The sequence below is a fragment of the Novosphingobium olei genome, assembly GCF_012927405.1.
Classification (GTDB): domain Bacteria; phylum Pseudomonadota; class Alphaproteobacteria; order Sphingomonadales; family Sphingomonadaceae; genus Novosphingobium; species Novosphingobium olei.
Genome location: NZ_JABBGM010000002.1, coordinates 675317 through 693977, shown reverse-complemented (window position 1 = coordinate 693977; position 18661 = coordinate 675317). Strand labels below are relative to the sequence as shown.

The following is an 18661-nucleotide window of genomic DNA, read 5'->3' as shown; positions in this document are numbered from 1 at the left end:
CTATGCTAGCGATTGGAATCATGGCGAGCGAACACGATCTCGAAGCAGCGCTGGACCGTATCGAGCAGGCCCTTGCCCGGCTCGAGGCCGCAGCGGCAAAGCAGGCCGAGCATGTCGAGCAGAGCGGCGCGGCCGTGGTCGAGCTGGGCGAACTCCGCACGCGCCATCGCAAGCTCAAGGATACCGTCGCCCAGGAACTGCGCCAGCTGGACCTGCTTCTCGCCAATCTTCCCAGCCAGCGCGGTTAGCCCATGAGCAACGTCACCCTGACCATCGGCGGGCGCAATTTCACGGTTTCGGCAACCGATGGCGAGGAAAGCCACATCGAGATGCTGGGCCGGATGATCGACGAGCGAGCGCGCCGCATCGGTGCGCAAAACCAGTCCGAACCGCGCATGCTGCTGTTTGCCGCGCTCGTCATGGCCGACGAGTTACATGAAGCGCACAAGGCCGCGCCCCCGCCTGCTGCGGAGCCGCTGCCGCCCGCCGGTCCATCGCCGGAAGTGCTGGCGCGGATCGACACGATCGCGGCGCGGGTCGAAAAACTCGCGATGCACCTTGAGCATGTGGGCCCGGCGTCCTAGATCGGACGGCGACGGGTACTGCCCGGCACGAGCCGTTGAAACATCCCTGAGGCTATAAGCAAATCCATGGGGGCTGTCCCTGCCCTGGACCACTCTGTTTCCATTGGGGTCCCGGGTACATGGTCCCCACCTGACGTTGAGGCGTCGGTGGATTTTCCGAGCAAACGACCCATGGTGGTCCCGTCACCCACCTTCCCATGAGCAAAGCTGGAGTACCCGTGCCGGAAAGCAAGGCCGCCTTGCGCAAGACGCTACGCGCCGCGCGCCGCGATCACGTCGCCGCGCTCGATCCGCGCGTGAGGGCCCTGCTGTTCATGCGCCCCCCGGCTCCGCTCCTGAACATCGTGCCCGATGGCGCGACGATCGGGCTCTATGCCGCAACGGCCGACGAGGCTCCGGCGTTTTCCTATGCGCGCTTCTTCCATGAAGCGGGGCACCGCATCGCCCTGCCCTGGTTCGCATCCCGCGAAGCGGCGATGACGTTCCGCACGTGGGCGTCTCCGCATGTCGACGAACTGCTGGTGCCTGGCCCCTACGGGATGGCGCAGCCGGTCGAGGACGCCGACGAAGTGGTGCCCGATCTGCTGTTCGTACCGCTGGTCGGCTTCACCGCAAACGGACAACGGCTGGGCCAGGGCGGTGGCCATTACGACCGCTGGCTGGCCGCGCATCCCGAAGTGCCTGCGATCGGCCTTGCCTGGGATGCGCAATTGGTCGACAGCCTGCCCGAAGAACCCCATGACCGCCCGCTGCGCGCCGTGGTAACCCCGACGCGGCTCTACGGGCCATGGTGACCGGAACGGAAAGGCACTGAGCATGGACGAGTTCAAGGATGCGCGTCCCACCTGGCGCAAGCCGGTCGGCATCCTGGCGCTGTTCGCGGCCCTGATGGCCTATGCGGTGCTGGTGGCGGCACTGTCGAACTGGATCGGCGCGCTTCCGGTGCTTGTGCAGGTGCCGATCTATCTGGTGCTGGGGGTGGCCTGGCTTCTGCCGTTGCGGCGCTTCCTGATCTGGATGGAAACGGGCCGCTGGTCGGCCTGACAGACTTCCATTCGCCAGAGCATGACCCAAACGAAAAAGGCGTCCGAAAGGACGCCTTTTCACTTTTCGATGCATGATCATTTCGACGATGGCGCGAGTGACGGGGCTCGAACCCGCGACCTCCGGCGTGACAGGCCGGCACTCTAACCAACTGAGCTACACCCGCTCATCGTCAAAAAAGGGCGCCTGCAAGCGCCCCATTTCGTGTCCCAAAGCGAATGGCGCGAGTGACGGGGCTCGAACCCGCGACCTCCGGCGTGACAGGCCGGCACTCTAACCAACTGAGCTACACCCGCGTTTCCGCTTGGGAGCCGCGCCACTATGCCAGCGCAGCGCGCCTGTCAACAAAGTGTCGCGACAATTTTTCCACCTCCTCCACAGTGATCAGTCGGCGAGCAAAAGCACCGGGGTTTCGATCAGTTTCTTGACCGCCTGGACGAAGCTTGCCGCGTCCCAGCCATCGACAACGCGATGGTCGCAGCTGATCGAGATGTTCATCAGCTTGCGCTTCTCGATCCGCTCGCCACCCATGCCATCGGGAACGAACATCGGCCGTTCGATGATGCGGTTGGGACCGATGATGGCGACTTCGGGGCGGTTGATCACAGGCGTGGTGGCGACGCCGCCAAGCGGCCCGAGCGAAGTGACCGTCAGGGTCGAGCCAGACAGCTCCTCGGACTTGGCGGTGCCGTTGCGCGCGGCTTCGGCAAGGCGCCCGATCTCGCGCGCAAGCTGCCACAGGTTGAGGCCCTGTGCGTTGCGGATCACCGGGACCATCAGGCCGGCGGGCGTTTGTGCCGCCATGCCCATGTGCACCGCGCCATAGCGCGTCACCACGCCCGCTTCATCGTCGTAGCGCGCATTGAGCATCGGGAACTGCGGCAGCAGCCGGCAGAACGCGGTGATCAGCAGCGGCAGCATCGTCAGCTTCGGCTTGTCGCCGCGATTGGCGTTGAGCTGTTCACGCATCGCCTCGAGCGCGGTCACGTCGCATTCCTCGACATAGGAGAAGTGCGGGATGTTGCGCTTGGAGGCGGCCATGTTCTCGGCAATGCGGCGGCGCAGGCCGATGACCTTGATCGTCTCGTCCCCGCGATCGGGGCCCGCCGCGCGATAGCCACCCGCTGCGTTGTAGGCGAGGAACTGGTCGAGATCGGCGTGGCGGATGCGTCCTTCCTCGGACGGGCGCACTTCGGAAAGGTCGATGCCAAGATCCTGGGCGCGCTGGCGGACGGCCGGGCTGGCGAGGACCTTGGCGCCGTGCGCCGTGCGGGACGGCTGCGGTGCAGGCTTGGCTGCGGCAGGTGGCGGACTTGGCGGCGGTGAAGCCGGAACGACAGGCGCCGGAGCTGGAACCGGAGCCGGTTCGGGCGCGACCTCGGCAACCGCAGGGGTTTCCGCCTCGATGCGCTGCTCGACGACTTCGGCCTTGGGTGCGGGGGCTGCTTCTTCGACCTGCCCTTCCCCTTCGGTCTCGATCACCACCAGCGGCGAACCGATCGCGACGACATCGCCGACGTCGCCCGCGACCTGGACGATGACGCCCGAGACCGGGCTTTCCATTTCAACCGTGGCCTTGTCGGTCATCATGTCGGCCACGCGGCCGTCTTCCTCGACGCGGTCGCCGACCTTGACGTGCCAGGCGACGATCTCGGCCTCGGCGATGCCTTCGCCGATGTCCGGCAGGCGGAATGTGAACTTGCCCATGGGGTTCAAGCCTTCATCAAGCGGTCGATGGCCTCGCCAATGCGGACGGGACCCGGAAAATAAGCCCATTCAAGGCTGTGCGGATAAGGCGTGTCGAAGCCCGTCACGCGCTCGATCGGCGCTTCGAGGTGGTAGAAGCAGCGCTCCTGCACCAGCGCGGAAAGCTCTGCACCGAAGCCACCGGTGCGCGTCGCCTCGTGGACGATCAGGCACTTGCCGGTCTTTTCCACCGAAGCCTCGATCGTCTCGATGTCGAGCGGGACGAGCGTGCGCAGGTCGATGATCTCGGCATCGACGCCCTTTTCGGCGCAGACCGCCGCAGCGACGTGGACCATGGTGCCGTAGGCGAGCACGGTGAAGGCCTGGCCGGGGCGCACAATCCGCGCCTTGCCCAAGGGAATAGAATAGTAGCCCTCCGGCACCACGCTGTCGGCGTGCTTGCTCCACGGCTCGACCGGCTTGTCGTAGTAGCCGTTGAACGGGCCGTTGTAGATGCGCTTGGGTTCGAAGAAGATCACCGGATCGTTGTCCTCGATCGCGGCGATCAGCAGGCCCTTGGCGTCATGTGGGGTGGAAGGCACCACCGTCTTGAGGCCCGCCACGTGCGTGAACAATGCCTCGGGGCTCTGGCTGTGGGTCTGGCCGCCAAAGATGCCGCCGCCGAAGGGCGAGCGCACGGTCAGCGGCGCGATGAATTCGCCCGCCGAACGATAGCGCAGACGCGCCGCTTCCGAGACGAGCTGGTCGAGCCCGGGGTAGATGTAGTCGGCAAACTGGATTTCCGGCACCGGGCGCAGGCCATAGGCCCCCATGCCTACGGCAACGCCGATGATCCCGCATTCGGAGATCGGGGTGTCGAACACGCGGGCCTTGCCGTACTTCTTCTGCAGGCCGGCGGTGGCACGGAATACGCCGCCGAAATAGCCGACGTCCTCGCCCATCACGACGATGTTGTTGTCGCGCTCCATCATGATGTCGAGCGCGTCGTTGATCGCCTCGATCATGTTGAGGCGGCGGGTCGGGGCGTCAGCAAGGCTGACCGGGGCTTCCTCGATCATGCTCACGACTCCTTCCATTCCGGCCATTTGATGCGGCGCTCGCGGATCGCCTGCTCGCTCTGTTCCTTGAGGTGCCAGGGCAGGTCCTCGAACACGTCCTCGAACATGGTGTGGAACGGGTGGTGCAGGCCGTGGCCGAGCACGCCGTTCTTCTCCGCTTCCTTCGTGGCAGCCTTGACCTGCTCCATCAGTTCGCGATCCATCGCGGCGTGCTGGTCTTCCGACCACTCGCCGAGCGCGATCAGGTGCTTCTTGAGCCGGTTGATCGGATCGCCCAGCGGCCACTCTTCACGCTCCTGCGCCGAGCGGTACTGGCCGGGATCGTCCGACGTCGAATGGCCTTCGGCGCGATAGGTGAAGTGCTCGATCAGCGTCGGCCCGCCATTGGCGCGGGCACGGTTGGCGGCCCACTGCGTGGCGGCATAGACCGCGAGCGGATCGTTACCGTCGACGCGCAGGCCGGCCATGCCATAGCCGATGGCGCGCGCGGCAAAGGTCGTGCGCTCGGCGCCGGCGAACCCTGAAAAACTCGAGATCGCCCACTGGTTATTGACCACGTTGAAGATCACCGGGGCGTTGTAGACCGTGGCGAAAGTCATCGCCGAGTGGAAGTCGCCTTCCGCGGTCGAGCCTTCGCCCACCCACGTCGCGGCGATGCGGGTGTCGCCCTTGATCGCACTCGCCATGGCCCAGCCCACGGCCTGCGGGTACTGCGTGGCGAGGTTGCCGCTGATGGTGAAGAACGAGGCTTCCCGCGCCGAATACATGATCGGCAGCTGGCGGCCCTTCAGCTTGTCGGCGCGGTTCGAATAGATCTGGTTGATCATCTCGACCATCGGATAGCCGCGTGCGATCAGGATGCCCTGCTGGCGATAGCTGGGGAACACCATGTCGTCGCCCGCCAGCGCCATCGCCGGCGCGACCGAGGTCGCCTCCTCGCCGGTGCACTTCATGTAGAAGCTGGTTTTGCCCTGGCGCTGGCCGCGATACATGCGATCGTCGAAGGCGCGGGTGAGCGCCATCGTGCGCAGCATCCGGCGAAGCGTTTCGGCATCGAGCCGCGGATCCCAGGGCCCGTGCGCCGCATCATCCTCGCCCAGCACGCGCACGAGATCCATGCACAGGGGGTGCGTTTCGGCCGCTGCGCAGCCTTCATCGGGACGCGGCTGCGCGCCAGCCGGCGGTACCTCGATATGTGAATAATCCACGGCATCGCCGGGCCGGAACTTGGGCTCGGGCACATGGAGCGAAAGGGGCGGCAGGTTGCCGTTCGCCTTCGCGGTCATGCTGTGCAAATCCGCATGTCTGGACTCTCCCGCGAAGCGAACGCGCGAGGAACCGCCTCGTGCCGATGCTCGCAAAATTTTAGCGTCTTGTTATTTTATTGCGCGACGCTTTCCGAGTCAATCAGGGGTCCGCACTAGACGGCGACAGGCGCGGACAAGGCTTTCTGCGGCTCGTAGCCGTGCACGACAAAGTCCGAGATGGCGTAATCGAAGATGGAATCGGGGCGGCGAATCAGCTCGAGCCGGGGGGCGCCAGAAGGCGTGCGCGCCAGCTGCTGCTCAACCAGATCCGCGTGGTTCAGGTACAGGTGAGTGTCTCCGCCCATCCACACCAGCTCGCCCGGTTCAAGGTCACATTGCTGGGCCAGCATGCGGATGAACAGCGCGGCACCCCACAGGTTGAACGGCAAGCCCAAAGCAACGTCGCAACTGCGCTGATAGAGCAGGCCATTGAGCCGATTGCCGGCCACGTGAAACTGGTACGTCTTGTGGCAGGGCGGCAGGGCCATCGCGTCAAGCTCGGCGACGTTCCACCCTTCGACGATGTGCCGACGACTGCCAGGGTTGTTGCGCAAGCTTTCGACCACTTGCGCGACCTGGTTCACGCCGCCGGCGCGCTGGCGAAACAGCCCCTCGCCCGCCGGCTCATAGACCGGCCAGTCGACCCATTGCCTGCCGTAGACCGGCCCCAGATCGCCCCAGCGCGCGGCGAAATCCGCATCTTCGACAATGCGGCGTGAAAAGTCCGCGCGTTCGATCGGATCCCCCGTTTCGCGGCGGTAGCGATCGAGCGGCCAGTCCGTCCATATCTCCACACCCTGCGCACAAAGCGCGCGGATGTTGGTGTCTCCGGTCAGGAACCACAGGAATTCGCGCGTCGCCGTCTTCCAGTAGACACGCTTGGTGGTGAGCAACGGCATGCGCCCGCCGGACAGATCGAAGCGCAATTGCGCACCGAAGACGGACCGCGTGCCGACGCCCGTGCGGTCGACACGCTCATCTCCATGCTCCCAGATCCGACGCATGAGATCGAGATACTGCCACTCGGGATGATCGAGCAGGGAATCGGACGGGGCCAGCCGGGATGCCATGCCCGCAGACTAGGCGCGCACGCTCGGCAGCGGAAGGGGCGATCGCCCAAACCTTGCGCCAAAGCCTACGTAGTGTTCCGTTGCCCCTTTGGGCGAACCATCAAGCGCGGCTTGCCATAGCACTTCAATGGCCGGTCGTTTGTCCAGAATCGCAGCGAGTCAGGCAATTGCGCCAATCCAGGCGATGCTTGCACTTGTCCTGTTTGCCCTCGCGACCGGCTATCCCTTCGCGGGGCGAGCCGCCGTTGCCATCCCGTTTGCCGGGGCTACGTCGCGCCACGCGATCACCTCGCTGTCCGAGGGGGCCCAGATCCTCGGCCAGTCATCGGTGGGCGGGTGGCCAGTCGTGAAGCTCGCGCGAAGCGATGCCGCTTTCTCTGCGCTTCAGCACGGCTGGCTGCTGATCGCGGTGCCTTCCACACTTTGCAGCCTGCCCAAGCCAAAGGGCGGCGAACCATCAAGGACTTCTGAAAATGGATGATCTCGAAGACCTGCGCCGGCGGGGCGTCCGCGCGCTGGCAGCGATCGGCTGGCTGTGCACCGCCATCGCCCTTGGCCGCGCTCTGGCGGGTGGCGGCTATCTGCCCGCGCTGCTGGCCGTGGCGCTTTCGGTTCTTCCGACCTTGTTTGCAATTTCGGGCCGTTGCGACGCCCAAGTCCGCCTCGTGCTCGGCCTGACCATACCGCTCTATCCCGCGCTGTTTCTTGCGCAGTGGTCCGGCTCGGACTGGATTCTCGACCAGCACATGGTCTTCTTTGCCGTGATTGCCACGCTTGCGATGCTGGCAGACTGGCGCCCCATCTTGGTGGCGGCAGCGGTGACGGCGGTCCACCATCTCGCCACGAACTTCCTCGCGCCGACGCTCGTCTTTCCTGACGGCCCCGACTTTACGCGCGTCGTGATGCATGCCGTGATCGTGGTCGTAGAAAGCGGCGCATTGATGTTCCTTTCCAGTCAACTCGAAACGCAGGTCGTCCGCCAGGCGTCTGCCCGCAGCACGGCGGAAGAGTTCGCCCAAGCCAGTGCGCGCGAACGCGAACAGGTCGCCGCCGAGCAGAAGGCAGTGATCGATGCGCTGGAAGCCCGGCTTGCGGCCCTTGCGCAGGGGGACCTGGCAATGCGCATCGAGCAGGCGTTCCCGGCTGCGTATGAGCCGTTGCGCATGACGCTGAATGCCGCGACGAGCGACCTTTCCCGCCTCGTCCGCTCGGTCAGCGACAGCGCACTGCAGATCACCAATGGATCGGCCGAAATCCGCAATGCCTCCGACGACCTTTCGCGCCGGACCGAACAGCAGGCAAGCGCCGTGGAACACAGTGGCTCGGCGACGCACAAGCTGACGCAGGAAATCGAATCGACCGCCAGCCGCGCTGGTGAGGTCAATGTCTCGATCAGCACGGCGCAAGCCGATGCCTATAACGGCGGCCAGGTCGTGGAGCGCGCGATCGACGCGATGAACGCGATCGAGCAGTCGGCGGGCGAGATCAGCCAGATCATCACCTTGATCGACGGCATCGCCTTCCAGACCAACCTGCTCGCGCTCAATGCCGGGGTCGAGGCCGCACGCGCTGGCGACGCGGGCAAGGGGTTCGCCGTGGTTGCCAATGAAGTGCGCGCGCTGGCCCAGCGCACGGCGGATGCTGCTCAGACGATCAAGAGCCTGATCAGCGTCTCGAGCGAGCAGGTCAGCCAAGGCGTTGCGCTCGTCGGCGAGACCGGCACCGTGCTGCGCACGATCGTGGAGCAGATCACCGGGATCGGCAGCGCCATCGGCGACATCGCCAGCGCTGCGGAAGCGCAGGCGCGCGACCTTCACAGCGTGGGCCGCTCGTTCGGCGATCTCGACCGGGTAACCCAGCAGAACGCCGCGATGGTCGAAGAGAGCAACGCTGCGGCACACAGCCTGGCGCGGGAGGCAGAGAGCCTAAAGGCCCTTGTCGCGCGGTTCCGGACCGAAGCGGCAAACGCCGGCTTCACGCTGCGCCACGCGGCTTGAGCCACGTATATCTGCGGAAAACGGGAGGGTCGCAAAAATTGTGCCCTCCCCGCTTGCGTACCGGCAAACGCCCCCGTATAGGGCGCGCCTGCCTTGCAGCCGGGTGACCGGCCGCAGATCGGTCGGGGAATAGCTCAGCCTGGTAGAGCACTGTCTTCGGGAGGCAGGGGCCGGAGGTTCGAATCCTCTTTCCCCGACCACTTCATCTTCTGGCGATGAACGAACGGCCGTCCTTCGGGGCGGCTTTTTCGTTTGTTCCCAAGCACTTTCGGAACCTTGCACGCTTTGGCGCACTGTCTGGACGAACGGCGCCTGCCACGCGCCGGACGGAACAGGAGACCGCCCGTGCCAAAATCCCCCACCTATTCGGACGCCATTGCACTGCTGAAGGCCGATCATCGCAAGGTCGAGGACTTGTTCGCCAAGTACGAAACCGCATCTGACGCGAAAAAGCCGGACCTCGCCCGGCAGATCTGCAACGAGCTGAAGATCCACACGATCATCGAGGAAGAGATCTTCTACCCTGCGCTGAAGGGCAAGATCGAACAGGAAACCTGGACCGAAGCCTATGTCGAGCACGACGGCGCCAAGGTGCTGATCAACGACATCATGGCCAGCGATCCAGAGGACGATTTCTTCGACGCCAAGATCAAGGTGCTGTCCGAAGAGATCAAGCACCACGTCCATGAGGAAGAAGCGCGGTCCGAGGGCATGTTCTCGCAAGCCCGCGCTACCGGCCTCGATATGGTGGACCTGCGCGACCAGATGCTCGCGCGCAAGACCGAGCTGATGGAGCAGGCCAAGACCGGCGAACTGCCGCCGGCACAGGTCAGCGTGGTTAAGCTCGCCGCCTGATCATCCCGGCCAGGGGACAAGACGCCTTCGTGAGGGAAACCTTGCCAAGGCGTCTTAGCCTCCGCGCAACAGCTGCACACCCCAGTCTCGCTCGAACAGGTATAGCAGGATGCGTGCTGCTTCGCCGCGTGGCGACGACAGGCCGCCATCGCGCTCCATCAGCAGCCTCGCATCATCATGCGCGAGGGGGAGCAGCCGCGCGATCTGTTCGAAGTCGGCAACGCGGAATGGGGTATCGCCCGACTGCCGCGTGCCGAGCAGTTCGCCGCCCCCGCGCAGCCGCAGATCCTCCTCGGCAAGCTGGAAGCCGTCCTGCGTTTCCCGCATAAGGGCGAGCCGCTCGCGCCCGACTTCGGAAAGCGCTTCACCCCGCAGCAGCAAACACGTGGATTTCTGGCTGCCGCGTCCCACGCGTCCACGCAGCTGGTGCAACTGCGCAAGGCCGAAGCGTTCGGCCTGTTCGATCACCATCAGCGTCGCATTGGGCACATCGACGCCCACCTCGATCACCGTTGTCGCAACCAGCAGTTTCGCGTCGCCCCGGGCAAAACGCTCCATCGCCGCGTCCTTCAGCTCGGGCCGCAGCTGCCCGTGGACCAGCACCACCGTATCGCCGAAGCGTTCCTGCAGCAGCGCGTGACGAGCCTCGGCCGCGGCCAGGTCCTCGGTCTCCTGCTCGCGGACCATGGGGCACACCCAATAGGCCTGCGCGCCGGTGGCGATGTGGCGGCCGATGCCGTCGATCACGTCGGCAAGCCGTTCCTGCGAGACCACCCGTGTGTCGATCGCCTGCCGACCGGGGGGCATCTCGTCCAGGCGCGAGACGTCCATTTCGCCATACTGGGCCAGCGTCAGGGTGCGCGGGATGGGCGTGGCGGTCATGGCCAGGCAATGCGGCGTGCGGCGCGCCTTCTGCGTCAGCATCAACCGTTGACCGACGCCGAAGCGGTGCTGCTCGTCGATCACGACAAGGCCGAGATTACGATACGCCACCGCATCCTGGAAGATCGCGTGGGTGCCGACGCAGATGTCGATCGACCCGTCGAGCAGGCCCATGAGGATCGATTCGCGCGCCCTGCCCTTGTCCCGCCCGGTGAGCAGCTGGATCGTGACGCCGGTGCCTGCCGCCATCCGCGTCAACGTCTCGGCATGCTGGCGCGCAAGGATTTCCGTGGGAGCCAGCAGCGCGGCCTGCGCGCCTGCCTCGACCGCGACCAGCATCGCATGGAGCGCGACCGCGGTCTTGCCCGAACCGACATCGCCCTGGAGCAGGCGGAGCATTGGCGCGCCCTGCGCGATGTCGCCCTCGATCTCGACAATGGCGCGGGTCTGGGCGCCGGTCAGGGCAAAGGGCAGGTTGAGCTTTGCCCGCAGCCTGCCATCGCCCACCAGCGGCGTTCCGCTGCGCTGGCGGTTGGCCGAGCGAACCAGCATCAGCGCGAGCGCGTTCGCCAGCAGTTCATCATAGGCTAGCCGATCGCGCGCCGCCGGATGCTGCGCACGATGGCTTTCGACCACCGCGTCCTTCCACATGGGCCACCCTTGCTTTGCGACAAGACCGGGCTCGATCCATTCGGGCAGGTCTGGCAGCAGGCCGATCGCCTGGTGCACGAGCGCCTGGATACGCCCCTGCGTCAGCCCCTCGGACAGCGGATAGACCGGCTCGTTGAGCTGTCCCATCAGCCCGGCGCCGTCTTCGGCGACATGATCGGGATGGACGATCTGGAGCGATTGCCCGAACTGGTCGAGCCTGCCCGCAACCCACCGCCGTTCGCCAACCGGCAGTTGCTTCTTGGCCGTGAAGGACGAGCGGCCGAAGTACACGAGCGCCACGACGTTGCCGAGCGCATCATCGGCAAGGATGCGATAAGGGCCGCGCCCCGACGCCCCGCGATGTTCGCGCACCGTCAGCGCGACGACGACCTGCTCGCCGACGCTGGCTTCGTCGAGGTTCGCGACCGCGCGGCGCGACACGAACCGGTCAGGCAAGTGATAGGCGAGATCCCGCACCCTGCTGAGGCCCAGCTTTTCCAGCGGCCGCGCCAGACCGGGCCCAACGCCCTTGAGGCTGCCGGTTTCGGCGAACAGCGGATTGAGCAGGTCGGGGCGCATCGCGGCGGACATAAGCGGAACGCAGCCGCCCTGCCAAGGGCAGGTTCGCGGTCGGTGACGGGGCTCCTGCCCGTTGGCTGCCCTTGAGTATGCCGCGCGCTTGGAATAACGCGCCTGCCATGATCGAGCCCGACCGACTTCGCCGCCTCAAGTTCCGCGCCTGGCACCGGGGTACGCGCGAGGCCGACTACATGATCGGATGCTATTTCGACCGCTTCCACGCCGGCTGGGACGAAGCGCAGGTCACCTGGTTCGAAACGTTGATCGAGGAAGAGGACGTCGACATCATGGGCTGGGCGCTCGGCACTCTCTCCGTTCCGGAAGAGTATCAGGGCACGATGATGGACGCGATGCGCAAGCTCGATTACGTGGATATCCCGCGCTGAGGCGGGAGCCATCGCGCAGCGCGAGCATTTCCTGACCAATGTCCGACATCGCCAAGGTCCTTTCGGCCAAGACTCCGCTAACCCTGTCCTCCATCGCCCGTGGCGCGCAGCCACTGGTGCTGGCCGACCTTGCGCGCGCCGCAAAGGGCCGCGCGGTATTCATCGCGCCGGACGACAGCGCCGCACGCGCGATCGTCGAAAGCGCCGCCTTCTTCGCCCCTGAACTCGACGTTCTCGATTTCCCGGCGTGGGATTGCCTGCCATTCGACCGCGCAAGCCCCGCCCTGTCGATCAGCGCGCGACGGCTTGCCGCCCTGCAGAAGCTGCAACAGAAGCGTGATCGGCCGCAATTGCTGGTGACGACGATCAACGCGGTGCTGCAGCGCGTGCTGACGCCCTTCCGCATCCGGGAATCGACGCGCCTTCTGACGCCGGGCGTAGAGATCGGCCGCGAAAGCCTGATCGCTCTGCTGCAGCGGCAAGGCTATACCCGTACCGATACGGTGGTCGATGCAGGCGAATATGCCGTGCGCGGCTCGATCTTCGACATCTATCCCACCGGCCTCGATCACGGCCTGCGGCTCGACTTCTTTGGCGACGAGCTTGAAACCCTGCGCCTGTTCGATCCGGGCACGCAGCGTTCGGTTCAGCCGGTCGAGACGCACCTGCTGATCCCGGCCAGCGAGGCGCTGCTCGACGAAGACAGCATCAAGCGCTTCCGCAGCCGCTATCGCGAGATGTTCGGCGCCAATGCGACCAGCGATCCGCTCTACCAGGCGGTGAGCGACGGGCGTCGCCTCGCGGGCATGGAGCACTGGCTGCCTCTTTTCGAGGACCGTCTGGTCACGCTGTTCGATCACCTTTCGGCCGATGACGACCTGGTGGTGATCGATGCCGCCGCGCTGAAGGCGGCGGATTCCCGGCTCTCCGACATTGCCGATTATTATGAGGCGCGCATTGAAAGCGTCAGCCGTGGGGGCGCAAGCTATCGTCCACTGAGCGAGAATGCGCTCTACCTGGCGCGGGAGGAATTCGAGCGCGCGCTTGCCGGTTGGCCGGTGCATCGTGCCACAATCTTTGCCGAACCGGATTCGAAGCAGACCGTCGACTTCGGCTTTTCGAGCAGCCGCGATTTTACCCCCGAGCGCGCGCAGGGCGCCAACGTCTACGAAGCGGCGGTCAAGCATCTTGCCGCCTTGAGCACGCGCGGTCTCAAGCCGATCGTCGCCGCCTACACCACCGGGTCTCGCGCGCGGCTTTCATCGATTCTCGGCGATGCTGGCAAGGGTCCGCTGGCACTAGCCGACACGTGGCAGGAAGCGCTCGGGATTGCGGCCAAGGGCAAGCCGGTTGCGGTGGTCCTGCCGCTGGAGCAGGGGTTCGCCAACGCCGAACTGGAGCTGCTGACCGAGCAGGACATCCTTGGCGACCGGCTCGTCCGCCGCAAAAAGAAGCGCAAGGACGCCGACGCCTTCCTAGCCGAACTGTCCGCGCTCAATCCGGGCGATCTCGTCGTGCACATGGAGCACGGGATCGGCCGGTACTTGGGGCTCGAGGCTGTAGGTGTCGGCGATTCCCCGCACGATTGCGTCCAGCTCGAATACGCTGGCGGCGACAAGCTCTACATCCCGGTCGAAAACCTCGACGTCCTCTCGCGCTACGGCGCAGAGAACGACGGCGTCGCGCTCGACAAGCTGGGCGGCGAGGCCTGGCAGCGGCGCAAGGCGCGGATGCGCGAGCGCATTCTGGAGATGGCGGGCGGCCTGATGGCCACTGCGGCGCAACGCGCGCTGCGGCAAGCCGATGTCCTTGCCGCCGATCCGGCCAGTTTCGGCCCGTTCGTCGACCGCTTCCCCTGGGACGAGACGGAGGACCAGGAGCGCGCCATCGAGGACGTGCTGGGCGACATGGCCGAGGGCAAGCCGATGGACCGGCTGGTCTGCGGCGATGTCGGCTTCGGGAAGACCGAGGTGGCCCTGCGCGCGGCGTTCGTCGCAGCGATGGCCGGCAAGCAGGTCGCCGTGATCGCGCCGACGACGCTGCTGGCGCGGCAGCACTACGCGGGCTTCGTCGAACGGTTCAACGGCTTCCCGCTCAACATCGGACGCCTTTCGCGCCTTGTGCCCGCCAAGGAAGCGGCGACGACCAAGGCGGGCCTTGCCGACGGGACGATGGACATCGTCATCGGCACGCATGCGCTGCTGTCGAAATCGATCGAGTTCAAGCGCCTTGGCCTGGTCATCGTCGACGAGGAACAGCGCTTTGGGGTTACGCACAAGGAAAAGCTGAAGGAACTGAAGGCGGACGTCCATGTCCTCACCCTCACCGCAACGCCGATCCCGCGCACGCTGCAGATGGCGATGTCGGGCCTTCGCGAGCTTTCCACGATCCAGACACCACCGGTCGACCGCCTCGCCGTGCGCACCTACGTCATGCCTTGGGACGATGTCGTGATGCGCGAGGCGCTGATGCGCGAGCACCAGCGCGGCGGGCAGAGCTTCATTGTGGTGCCACGCATCGCCGACATGCCCGAGCTGGAGGAATGGCTGCGCCTGAACGTGCCCGAGGTCCGCTTCGTGACCGCGCACGGCCAGATGACCCCGACCGAGGTCGAGGACCGCATGGGCGCCTTCTACGAGAAGAAATACGAAGTGCTGCTTTCGACCACGATCGTCGAAAGCGGGATCGATATTCCCAGCGCGAACACGATCATCCTGCACCGCGCCGAGCGGTTCGGTCTGGCCCAGCTGTACCAGCTGCGCGGGCGCGTGGGCCGTGGCAAGCTGCGCGCATATGCCTATCTCACCTTCCCGGAAGACCAGGCACTGTCGGAAATCGCCGAGAAGCGATTGAAGGTCCTGGGCGATCTCGACTCACTGGGCGCGGGATTCCAGCTGGCCACGCACGACCTCGACTTGCGCGGCGCAGGCAACCTGCTGGGCGACGAACAGTCGGGCCATATCAAGGAAGTCGGCTTCGAACTTTACCAGTCGATGCTCGAGGACGCGATTCTGGCCGCGAAGGCGGGCGACCTTGCGGCGATGAAGGAACGGGACACGCTCAGCCCCCAGATCACCGTCGATGCGCCGATCCTTATCCCTGAGGATTATGTGCCCGACCTTGCCGTGCGCATGGCGCTCTATCGTCGCATGAACGATGCTGAAGGCGCAGACGCGGTCGAGGCTCTGGCGGCCGAGATGATCGACCGTTTCGGCCCCCTCCCCGGCCCGACGCAGAACCTGCTCAAGCTAATCGAGATCAAGCGGCAGGCGATCGAGGCGCGCATCGCCAAGATCGATGTCGGCGCCAAGGGTGCACTTGTCTCGTTCCACAACGACGACTTCCCCGATCCGATGGGGCTGATCGGCTATGTCGAACGTCTGAACGGCGTCGCCAAGCTGCGCCCGGACAACAAGCTCGTCATCCAGCGCGCATGGGGAAATCCGGAGAGCCGTCTCAACGGCCTGGTCCAGCTGACCAAGGGCCTGTCGGCAATCGCACGGCGCGCGACGAAGAAGGCGGCCTAGAGCTCGGCCAGCACGGTCACGTCCTGGGCGGCGACCGGCCCTGCACGCAGGAAGCCCTGGAAGATGTCGCAGCCTTCCTCACGCAGCACGCCGAGCTGCGCTTCGGTTTCGACTCCTTCGGCCACGATCTTCATGTCGAGCGCGCGAGCCATCGCGATCATCGCCGACACGATGGCCCGGTCCCGGCGATCCCGTGCGATGTCCTTGACCAGCGACCGGTCGAGCTTGAGCGCGTCGATCGGCAGTGCCTTCAAGGCGCGGAAGTTGGAAAAGCCGGTACCGAAATCATCGAGTGCGACCCGAACGCCGTCTTCGGCAAGATCGGCGATGGCCGTGGCGCAATCCTCGAAATCGGCAATCAGGGTACGCTCGGTGATTTCCAGCGTGAGCCTGTCAGGCGCGAAACCGGAATTACGAATCAGCGCACCCATCGTCTCGGCGAAGCGGCCGAGCGCGAAATCCTCGGCCGTGACGTTGAGCGAAAGACGCAAGGTATTCGGCCAGGTCAGCGCGGCAGCGAGCGCACGTTGCGCCACATGCTCGGTCAGCTGGGTGACGAGATCACCGCGCTCCGCCACCGCAAAAAGGGTTTCGGCTCCGATCCGGCCAAACTTGGGATGCTCCCAGCGCGCCAGAGCCTCGGCGCCATGCAGCGCCCCGCTTGCGACATCGAACTGCGGTTGGAACAGCACCGTGATCTCGTCGCGGTGGAGCGCACCGATGAGCTCGGCCTCGAGGCTGGCCGCGCTCTGGCCTCGCGCCGGATGGCTGCCATCGGCCCAGAGGATGCGGCGCGCAGGCGAACGCAGCAGTTCCAGGCTCGCCTGATCGAGCCGGTCGAGCAGGTCGGCCCCGCCCTCGCCCGTCAGGCCGCGGATCAGGGCCGTGCGCGGCTGCAATCGTATTGCTTCGCCATCGAGCGTCATCGGCCGGCTGATTGCCTGCCCCAGCGCTTCGGCCAGCCAGTGCCAGCGCGCCCTGCTCAACGGCAGGGGCGAGGCGATGATGAACTCCGCGCCGCCGCTGCGAGCGACGAGCGCTTCGGGCCCAAGTTCCTCCAGAGCGAAATCGGCCATGCGCTGCGCCACTTCGACCAGCGCGAGATCGCCACCGCTCATACCATAGGCGAGATTGACGGTCTGGAGCCGCTGCAGGCTGACCTGCATCGCCTGGACGAAACCATCGCGGCCCGCTGCATCGAGCCAGTCGCGCGCGCCTGCAGCCCCCGGCAAGCCGGTCAGGACGTCTCGTTCGGATTCAGCCAGAGCCCGTTTCATCGCCACTGCGCATAAGCGAAGAATTGCTTGAAATCACCAACTCGCTGTTTTGGCATTGCACCAGTTTGGCGCGCTCCATATCACCCGCCGGAAATTGCGACAGACAGGGACGATCGACCAATGCCCGAAAGCCAGCGCCTCGCGCTGCTCGCTTCGCCCACCGACAGGGCGCAGGAGGCCGAGGAAGCCCTGAGCAAGCTGCACGACTGGGTTTCGCCCGCAGAGGCCGATGTGGTCGTGGCGTTGGGCGGCGACGGCTTCATGCTCCAGGTGCTGCACCAGATGCTCGAGCAAGGACCCAACATTCCCGTGTTCGGGCTAAACCTCGGTACCGTCGGGTTCCTGATGAACAAGCACAAGTCCAGCCGCGGCATCGCCGAGCGGGTTGCGAAGGCGCGGGCGATCGCCGTCGCGCCGTTGCGCATGGAGGCGACGACGAACACCGGCGAAACAGCAACTTCATGGGCGATCAACGAAGTTTCGCTGCTGCGTGAAACGCGCCAGACCGCGAAGCTCGAGGTTTCGGTCAACGGCAAGGTGCGCATTCCCGAACTCGCCTGCGACGGCGTACTGGTGGCAACACCCGCCGGTTCGACCGCCTACAACCTCTCGGCAAACGGCCCGATCCTGCCGCTCGGCTCCAACATGCTGGCGCTGACCCCGATTAGTCCGTTTCGGCCCCGACGCTGGCGCGGCGCGATCCTGCCGGAAACTTACGAGATCGTGTTCCGCGCCCGCGAATCCGTGAAGCGTCCTGTGTCGGTTGTTGCCGATCAGCGCGAAGTGCGTGATGTCAGCGAAGTGCGCGTGGTCGCCGCCCCCGACAATCGGCTGACGCTCCTGTTCGATCGCGGCCAGAGCCTCGAGGAGCGCATTTTCGCCGAGCAGTTCATGGTCTGAAAAAACATCGCATCAGGCGCTTGCCAAACCGGAATCGCCTGTTATTAGCGCCCACCTGCCCCGGGCAACCGGGGCTGCTCCCTGATAGCTCAGCGGTAGAGCTCTCGACTGTTAATCGAGCGGCCGTAGGTTCGAATCCTACTCAGGGAGCCATTTCCATCCGGAAAGCTGGCCGAGAGCTGAAACTTAAGTTCTCGTGCGCCCTGCGCGATCATGCTGTGATCGCCTTTTCCCATGCTCATTGCGACGATGACCAGGCCGCGATGCCTGACAGCTTGCTGTGGCAATCGCCCCAGGCCGAGCGCAGCGACAAGATGTATTCCAGTGTCATCGCGTCCCGTCTGGCCTGCTGATCGTGTCCGGGCAGATCGGGTGCCACGGGCTCGTTCGCGCAGGCGAGAAGATCAGCGGGCGGCTTGATCGTCGCGATGCGCGCTTGCCCGCAGGCGGCGCAAGCCATCGCCAAGGGGATCATCACCGCTTGCCGCAGCTTGCCGTACATCTTCGTTCTCCTGCTGAATCCTGGCTGCTCGGGACGCGGAAACGATGCCCGCCGCATCGTCCGCGCGCTTGCCCTGCTCTAGGACTCTCGCGGCCGATTGTGCGCGATCATCCTTCACGGCGCGGCGGATCGAATGCTGCAGCCCGATGGACAACGCGACCGCAAGCACAAGGCACACCATCAACAAGATGGAGGTGCGATAACGCGCGAGGCTCAAAAGGCTAAACATCGGCGGCCATCCTATCTGCCAGCGTTCACGACCGAGCGTATCGGTCGCGATATTTGCCGCACCCGTGTGTCGCTCCAAGTGCGCCCGAAGCAGAACAACGAAGCGG

At 65.4% G+C, this 18661-nt stretch carries 17 protein-coding genes and 4 tRNA genes; 12 read left to right on the top strand and 9 right to left on the bottom strand.

The features are described from left to right. The first annotated feature begins 20 nt into the window (after positions 1 to 20). From HHL27_RS07285 to HHL27_RS07270, 4 genes are all read left to right on the top strand, one after another. Entirely contained in the window at positions 21 to 248 is a 228-nt protein-coding gene (locus tag HHL27_RS07285; RefSeq protein WP_169492688.1) for a hypothetical protein, read from the top strand. Between the two features lie 3 nt (positions 249 to 251). Next, positions 252 to 584: a cell division protein ZapA gene (locus HHL27_RS07280; RefSeq protein WP_169492687.1), complete on the top strand. Its 333-nt coding sequence runs from the start codon at positions 252 to 254 to the stop codon at positions 582 to 584. 197 nt (positions 585 to 781) lie between these two features. After that, a complete protein-coding gene (locus HHL27_RS07275; protein WP_169492686.1) occupies positions 782 to 1378 on the top strand; it encodes a 5-formyltetrahydrofolate cyclo-ligase in 597 nt (198 codons plus the stop codon). 22 nt (positions 1379 to 1400) lie between these two features. Further along, on the top strand, positions 1401 to 1628 hold the full coding sequence (locus HHL27_RS07270) for a DUF2842 domain-containing protein (protein ID WP_169492685.1): 228 nt from the start codon (positions 1401 to 1403) through the stop codon (positions 1626 to 1628). Between the two features lie 89 nt (positions 1629 to 1717). Here the strand turns inward: HHL27_RS07270 and HHL27_RS07265 are convergent. From HHL27_RS07265 to thyA, 6 genes are all read right to left on the bottom strand, one after another. Continuing rightward, positions 1718 to 1794 (bottom strand) — tRNA-Asp (locus tag HHL27_RS07265). A 53-nt stretch (positions 1795 to 1847) separates the two neighbouring features. Continuing rightward, positions 1848 to 1924 (bottom strand) — tRNA-Asp (locus HHL27_RS07260). Positions 1925 to 2012: 88 nt separating this feature from the next. After that, positions 2013 to 3335: a dihydrolipoamide acetyltransferase family protein gene (locus HHL27_RS07255; RefSeq protein WP_169492684.1), complete on the bottom strand. Its 1323-nt coding sequence runs from the start codon at positions 3333 to 3335 to the stop codon at positions 2013 to 2015. Between the two features lie 5 nt (positions 3336 to 3340). Then, on the bottom strand, positions 3341 to 4393 hold the full coding sequence (locus HHL27_RS07250) for an alpha-ketoacid dehydrogenase subunit beta (RefSeq protein ID WP_169492683.1): 1053 nt from the start codon (positions 4391 to 4393) through the stop codon (positions 3341 to 3343). Positions 4394 to 4395: 2 nt separating this feature from the next. Continuing rightward, the gene (locus HHL27_RS07245) at positions 4396 to 5679 is read right to left on the bottom strand and encodes a 3-methyl-2-oxobutanoate dehydrogenase (2-methylpropanoyl-transferring) subunit alpha (RefSeq protein WP_169492682.1); all 1284 of its coding nucleotides are present in this window, start codon (positions 5677 to 5679) and stop codon (positions 4396 to 4398) included. Between the two features lie 134 nt (positions 5680 to 5813). Continuing rightward, complete coding sequence (gene thyA, locus HHL27_RS07240; protein WP_169492681.1) at positions 5814 to 6770, bottom strand: thymidylate synthase; 957 nt, start codon at positions 6768 to 6770, stop codon at positions 5814 to 5816. 127 nt (positions 6771 to 6897) lie between these two features. Between thyA and HHL27_RS07235 the strand changes: the two genes are divergently transcribed. From HHL27_RS07235 to HHL27_RS07220, 4 genes are all read left to right on the top strand, one after another. Next, positions 6898 to 7251 carry a hypothetical protein gene (locus HHL27_RS07235; RefSeq protein ID WP_169492680.1) on the top strand — a complete coding sequence of 118 codons (354 nt, stop codon included), beginning with the start codon at positions 6898 to 6900 and terminating at the stop codon, positions 7249 to 7251. Then, positions 7244 to 8767: a methyl-accepting chemotaxis protein gene (locus HHL27_RS07230; protein ID WP_169492679.1), complete on the top strand. Its 1524-nt coding sequence runs from the start codon at positions 7244 to 7246 to the stop codon at positions 8765 to 8767. Before HHL27_RS07235 ends, HHL27_RS07230 begins: the two co-directional genes overlap by 8 nt. A gap of 123 nt (positions 8768 to 8890) precedes the next feature. Next, a tRNA-Pro gene (locus HHL27_RS07225) sits at positions 8891 to 8967 on the top strand. Between the two features lie 145 nt (positions 8968 to 9112). Further along, on the top strand, positions 9113 to 9622 hold the full coding sequence (locus HHL27_RS07220) for a hemerythrin domain-containing protein (protein ID WP_169492678.1): 510 nt from the start codon (positions 9113 to 9115) through the stop codon (positions 9620 to 9622). Between the two features lie 54 nt (positions 9623 to 9676). Here the strand turns inward: HHL27_RS07220 and recG are convergent, their stop codons facing one another. After that, positions 9677 to 11734: an ATP-dependent DNA helicase RecG gene (gene recG, locus HHL27_RS07215; RefSeq protein ID WP_169492831.1), complete on the bottom strand. Its 2058-nt coding sequence runs from the start codon at positions 11732 to 11734 to the stop codon at positions 9677 to 9679. 119 nt (positions 11735 to 11853) lie between these two features. Between recG and HHL27_RS07210 the strand changes: the two genes are divergently transcribed. Beyond that, complete coding sequence (locus HHL27_RS07210) at positions 11854 to 12120, top strand: FAD assembly factor SdhE (protein WP_169492677.1); 267 nt, start codon at positions 11854 to 11856, stop codon at positions 12118 to 12120. Positions 12121 to 12158: 38 nt separating this feature from the next. Then, a complete protein-coding gene (gene mfd, locus HHL27_RS07205; protein WP_169492676.1) occupies positions 12159 to 15647 on the top strand; it encodes a transcription-repair coupling factor in 3489 nt (1162 codons plus the stop codon). Here mfd and HHL27_RS07200 read toward each other — a convergent pair. After that, positions 15644 to 16924 carry a GGDEF domain-containing phosphodiesterase gene (locus HHL27_RS07200; protein WP_169492675.1) on the bottom strand — a complete coding sequence of 427 codons (1281 nt, stop codon included), beginning with the start codon at positions 16922 to 16924 and terminating at the stop codon, positions 15644 to 15646. The two genes, mfd and HHL27_RS07200, sit on opposite strands and share 4 nt — an antisense overlap. A 120-nt stretch (positions 16925 to 17044) precedes the next feature. Here HHL27_RS07200 and HHL27_RS07195 point away from each other — a divergent pair, with 120 nt between their 5' ends. Together HHL27_RS07195 and HHL27_RS07190 are read left to right on the top strand one after the other, a co-directional pair. Beyond that, on the top strand, positions 17045 to 17824 hold the full coding sequence (locus tag HHL27_RS07195; protein WP_169492674.1) for an NAD kinase: 780 nt from the start codon (positions 17045 to 17047) through the stop codon (positions 17822 to 17824). Positions 17825 to 17902: 78 nt separating this feature from the next. Next, positions 17903 to 17977 (top strand) — tRNA-Asn (locus HHL27_RS07190). Between the two features lie 85 nt (positions 17978 to 18062). Here HHL27_RS07190 and HHL27_RS07185 read toward each other — a convergent pair. Further along, on the bottom strand, positions 18063 to 18326 hold the full coding sequence (locus HHL27_RS07185; protein WP_169492673.1) for a hypothetical protein: 264 nt from the start codon (positions 18324 to 18326) through the stop codon (positions 18063 to 18065). Positions 18327 to 18661: the final 335 nt, after the last annotated feature.

Coding starts and splice junctions, on each gene's coding strand:
- thyA (WP_169492681.1), bottom strand. CDS start 6,770: ATGGCATCCCGGCTGGCCCCGTCCGATTCCCTGCTCGATCATCCCGAG.
- HHL27_RS07235 (WP_169492680.1), top strand. CDS start 6,898: ATGGCCGGTCGTTTGTCCAGAATCGCAGCGAGTCAGGCAATTGCGCCA.
- HHL27_RS07210 (WP_169492677.1), top strand. CDS start 11,854: ATGATCGAGCCCGACCGACTTCGCCGCCTCAAGTTCCGCGCCTGGCAC.
- HHL27_RS07230 (WP_169492679.1), top strand. CDS start 7,244: ATGGATGATCTCGAAGACCTGCGCCGGCGGGGCGTCCGCGCGCTGGCA.
- HHL27_RS07200 (WP_169492675.1), bottom strand. CDS start 16,924: ATGAAACGGGCTCTGGCTGAATCCGAACGAGACGTCCTGACCGGCTTG.
- HHL27_RS07255 (WP_169492684.1), bottom strand. CDS start 3,335: ATGGGCAAGTTCACATTCCGCCTGCCGGACATCGGCGAAGGCATCGCC.
- HHL27_RS07195 (WP_169492674.1), top strand. CDS start 17,045: ATGCCCGAAAGCCAGCGCCTCGCGCTGCTCGCTTCGCCCACCGACAGG.
- HHL27_RS07185 (WP_169492673.1), bottom strand. CDS start 18,326: ATGTACGGCAAGCTGCGGCAAGCGGTGATGATCCCCTTGGCGATGGCT.
- HHL27_RS07285 (WP_169492688.1), top strand. CDS start 21: ATGGCGAGCGAACACGATCTCGAAGCAGCGCTGGACCGTATCGAGCAG.
- HHL27_RS07250 (WP_169492683.1), bottom strand. CDS start 4,393: ATGATCGAGGAAGCCCCGGTCAGCCTTGCTGACGCCCCGACCCGCCGC.
- HHL27_RS07270 (WP_169492685.1), top strand. CDS start 1,401: ATGGACGAGTTCAAGGATGCGCGTCCCACCTGGCGCAAGCCGGTCGGC.
- HHL27_RS07280 (WP_169492687.1), top strand. CDS start 252: ATGAGCAACGTCACCCTGACCATCGGCGGGCGCAATTTCACGGTTTCG.
- HHL27_RS07245 (WP_169492682.1), bottom strand. CDS start 5,679: ATGACCGCGAAGGCGAACGGCAACCTGCCGCCCCTTTCGCTCCATGTG.
- recG (WP_169492831.1), bottom strand. CDS start 11,734: ATGCGCCCCGACCTGCTCAATCCGCTGTTCGCCGAAACCGGCAGCCTC.
- mfd (WP_169492676.1), top strand. CDS start 12,159: ATGTCCGACATCGCCAAGGTCCTTTCGGCCAAGACTCCGCTAACCCTG.
- HHL27_RS07275 (WP_169492686.1), top strand. CDS start 782: ATGAGCAAAGCTGGAGTACCCGTGCCGGAAAGCAAGGCCGCCTTGCGC.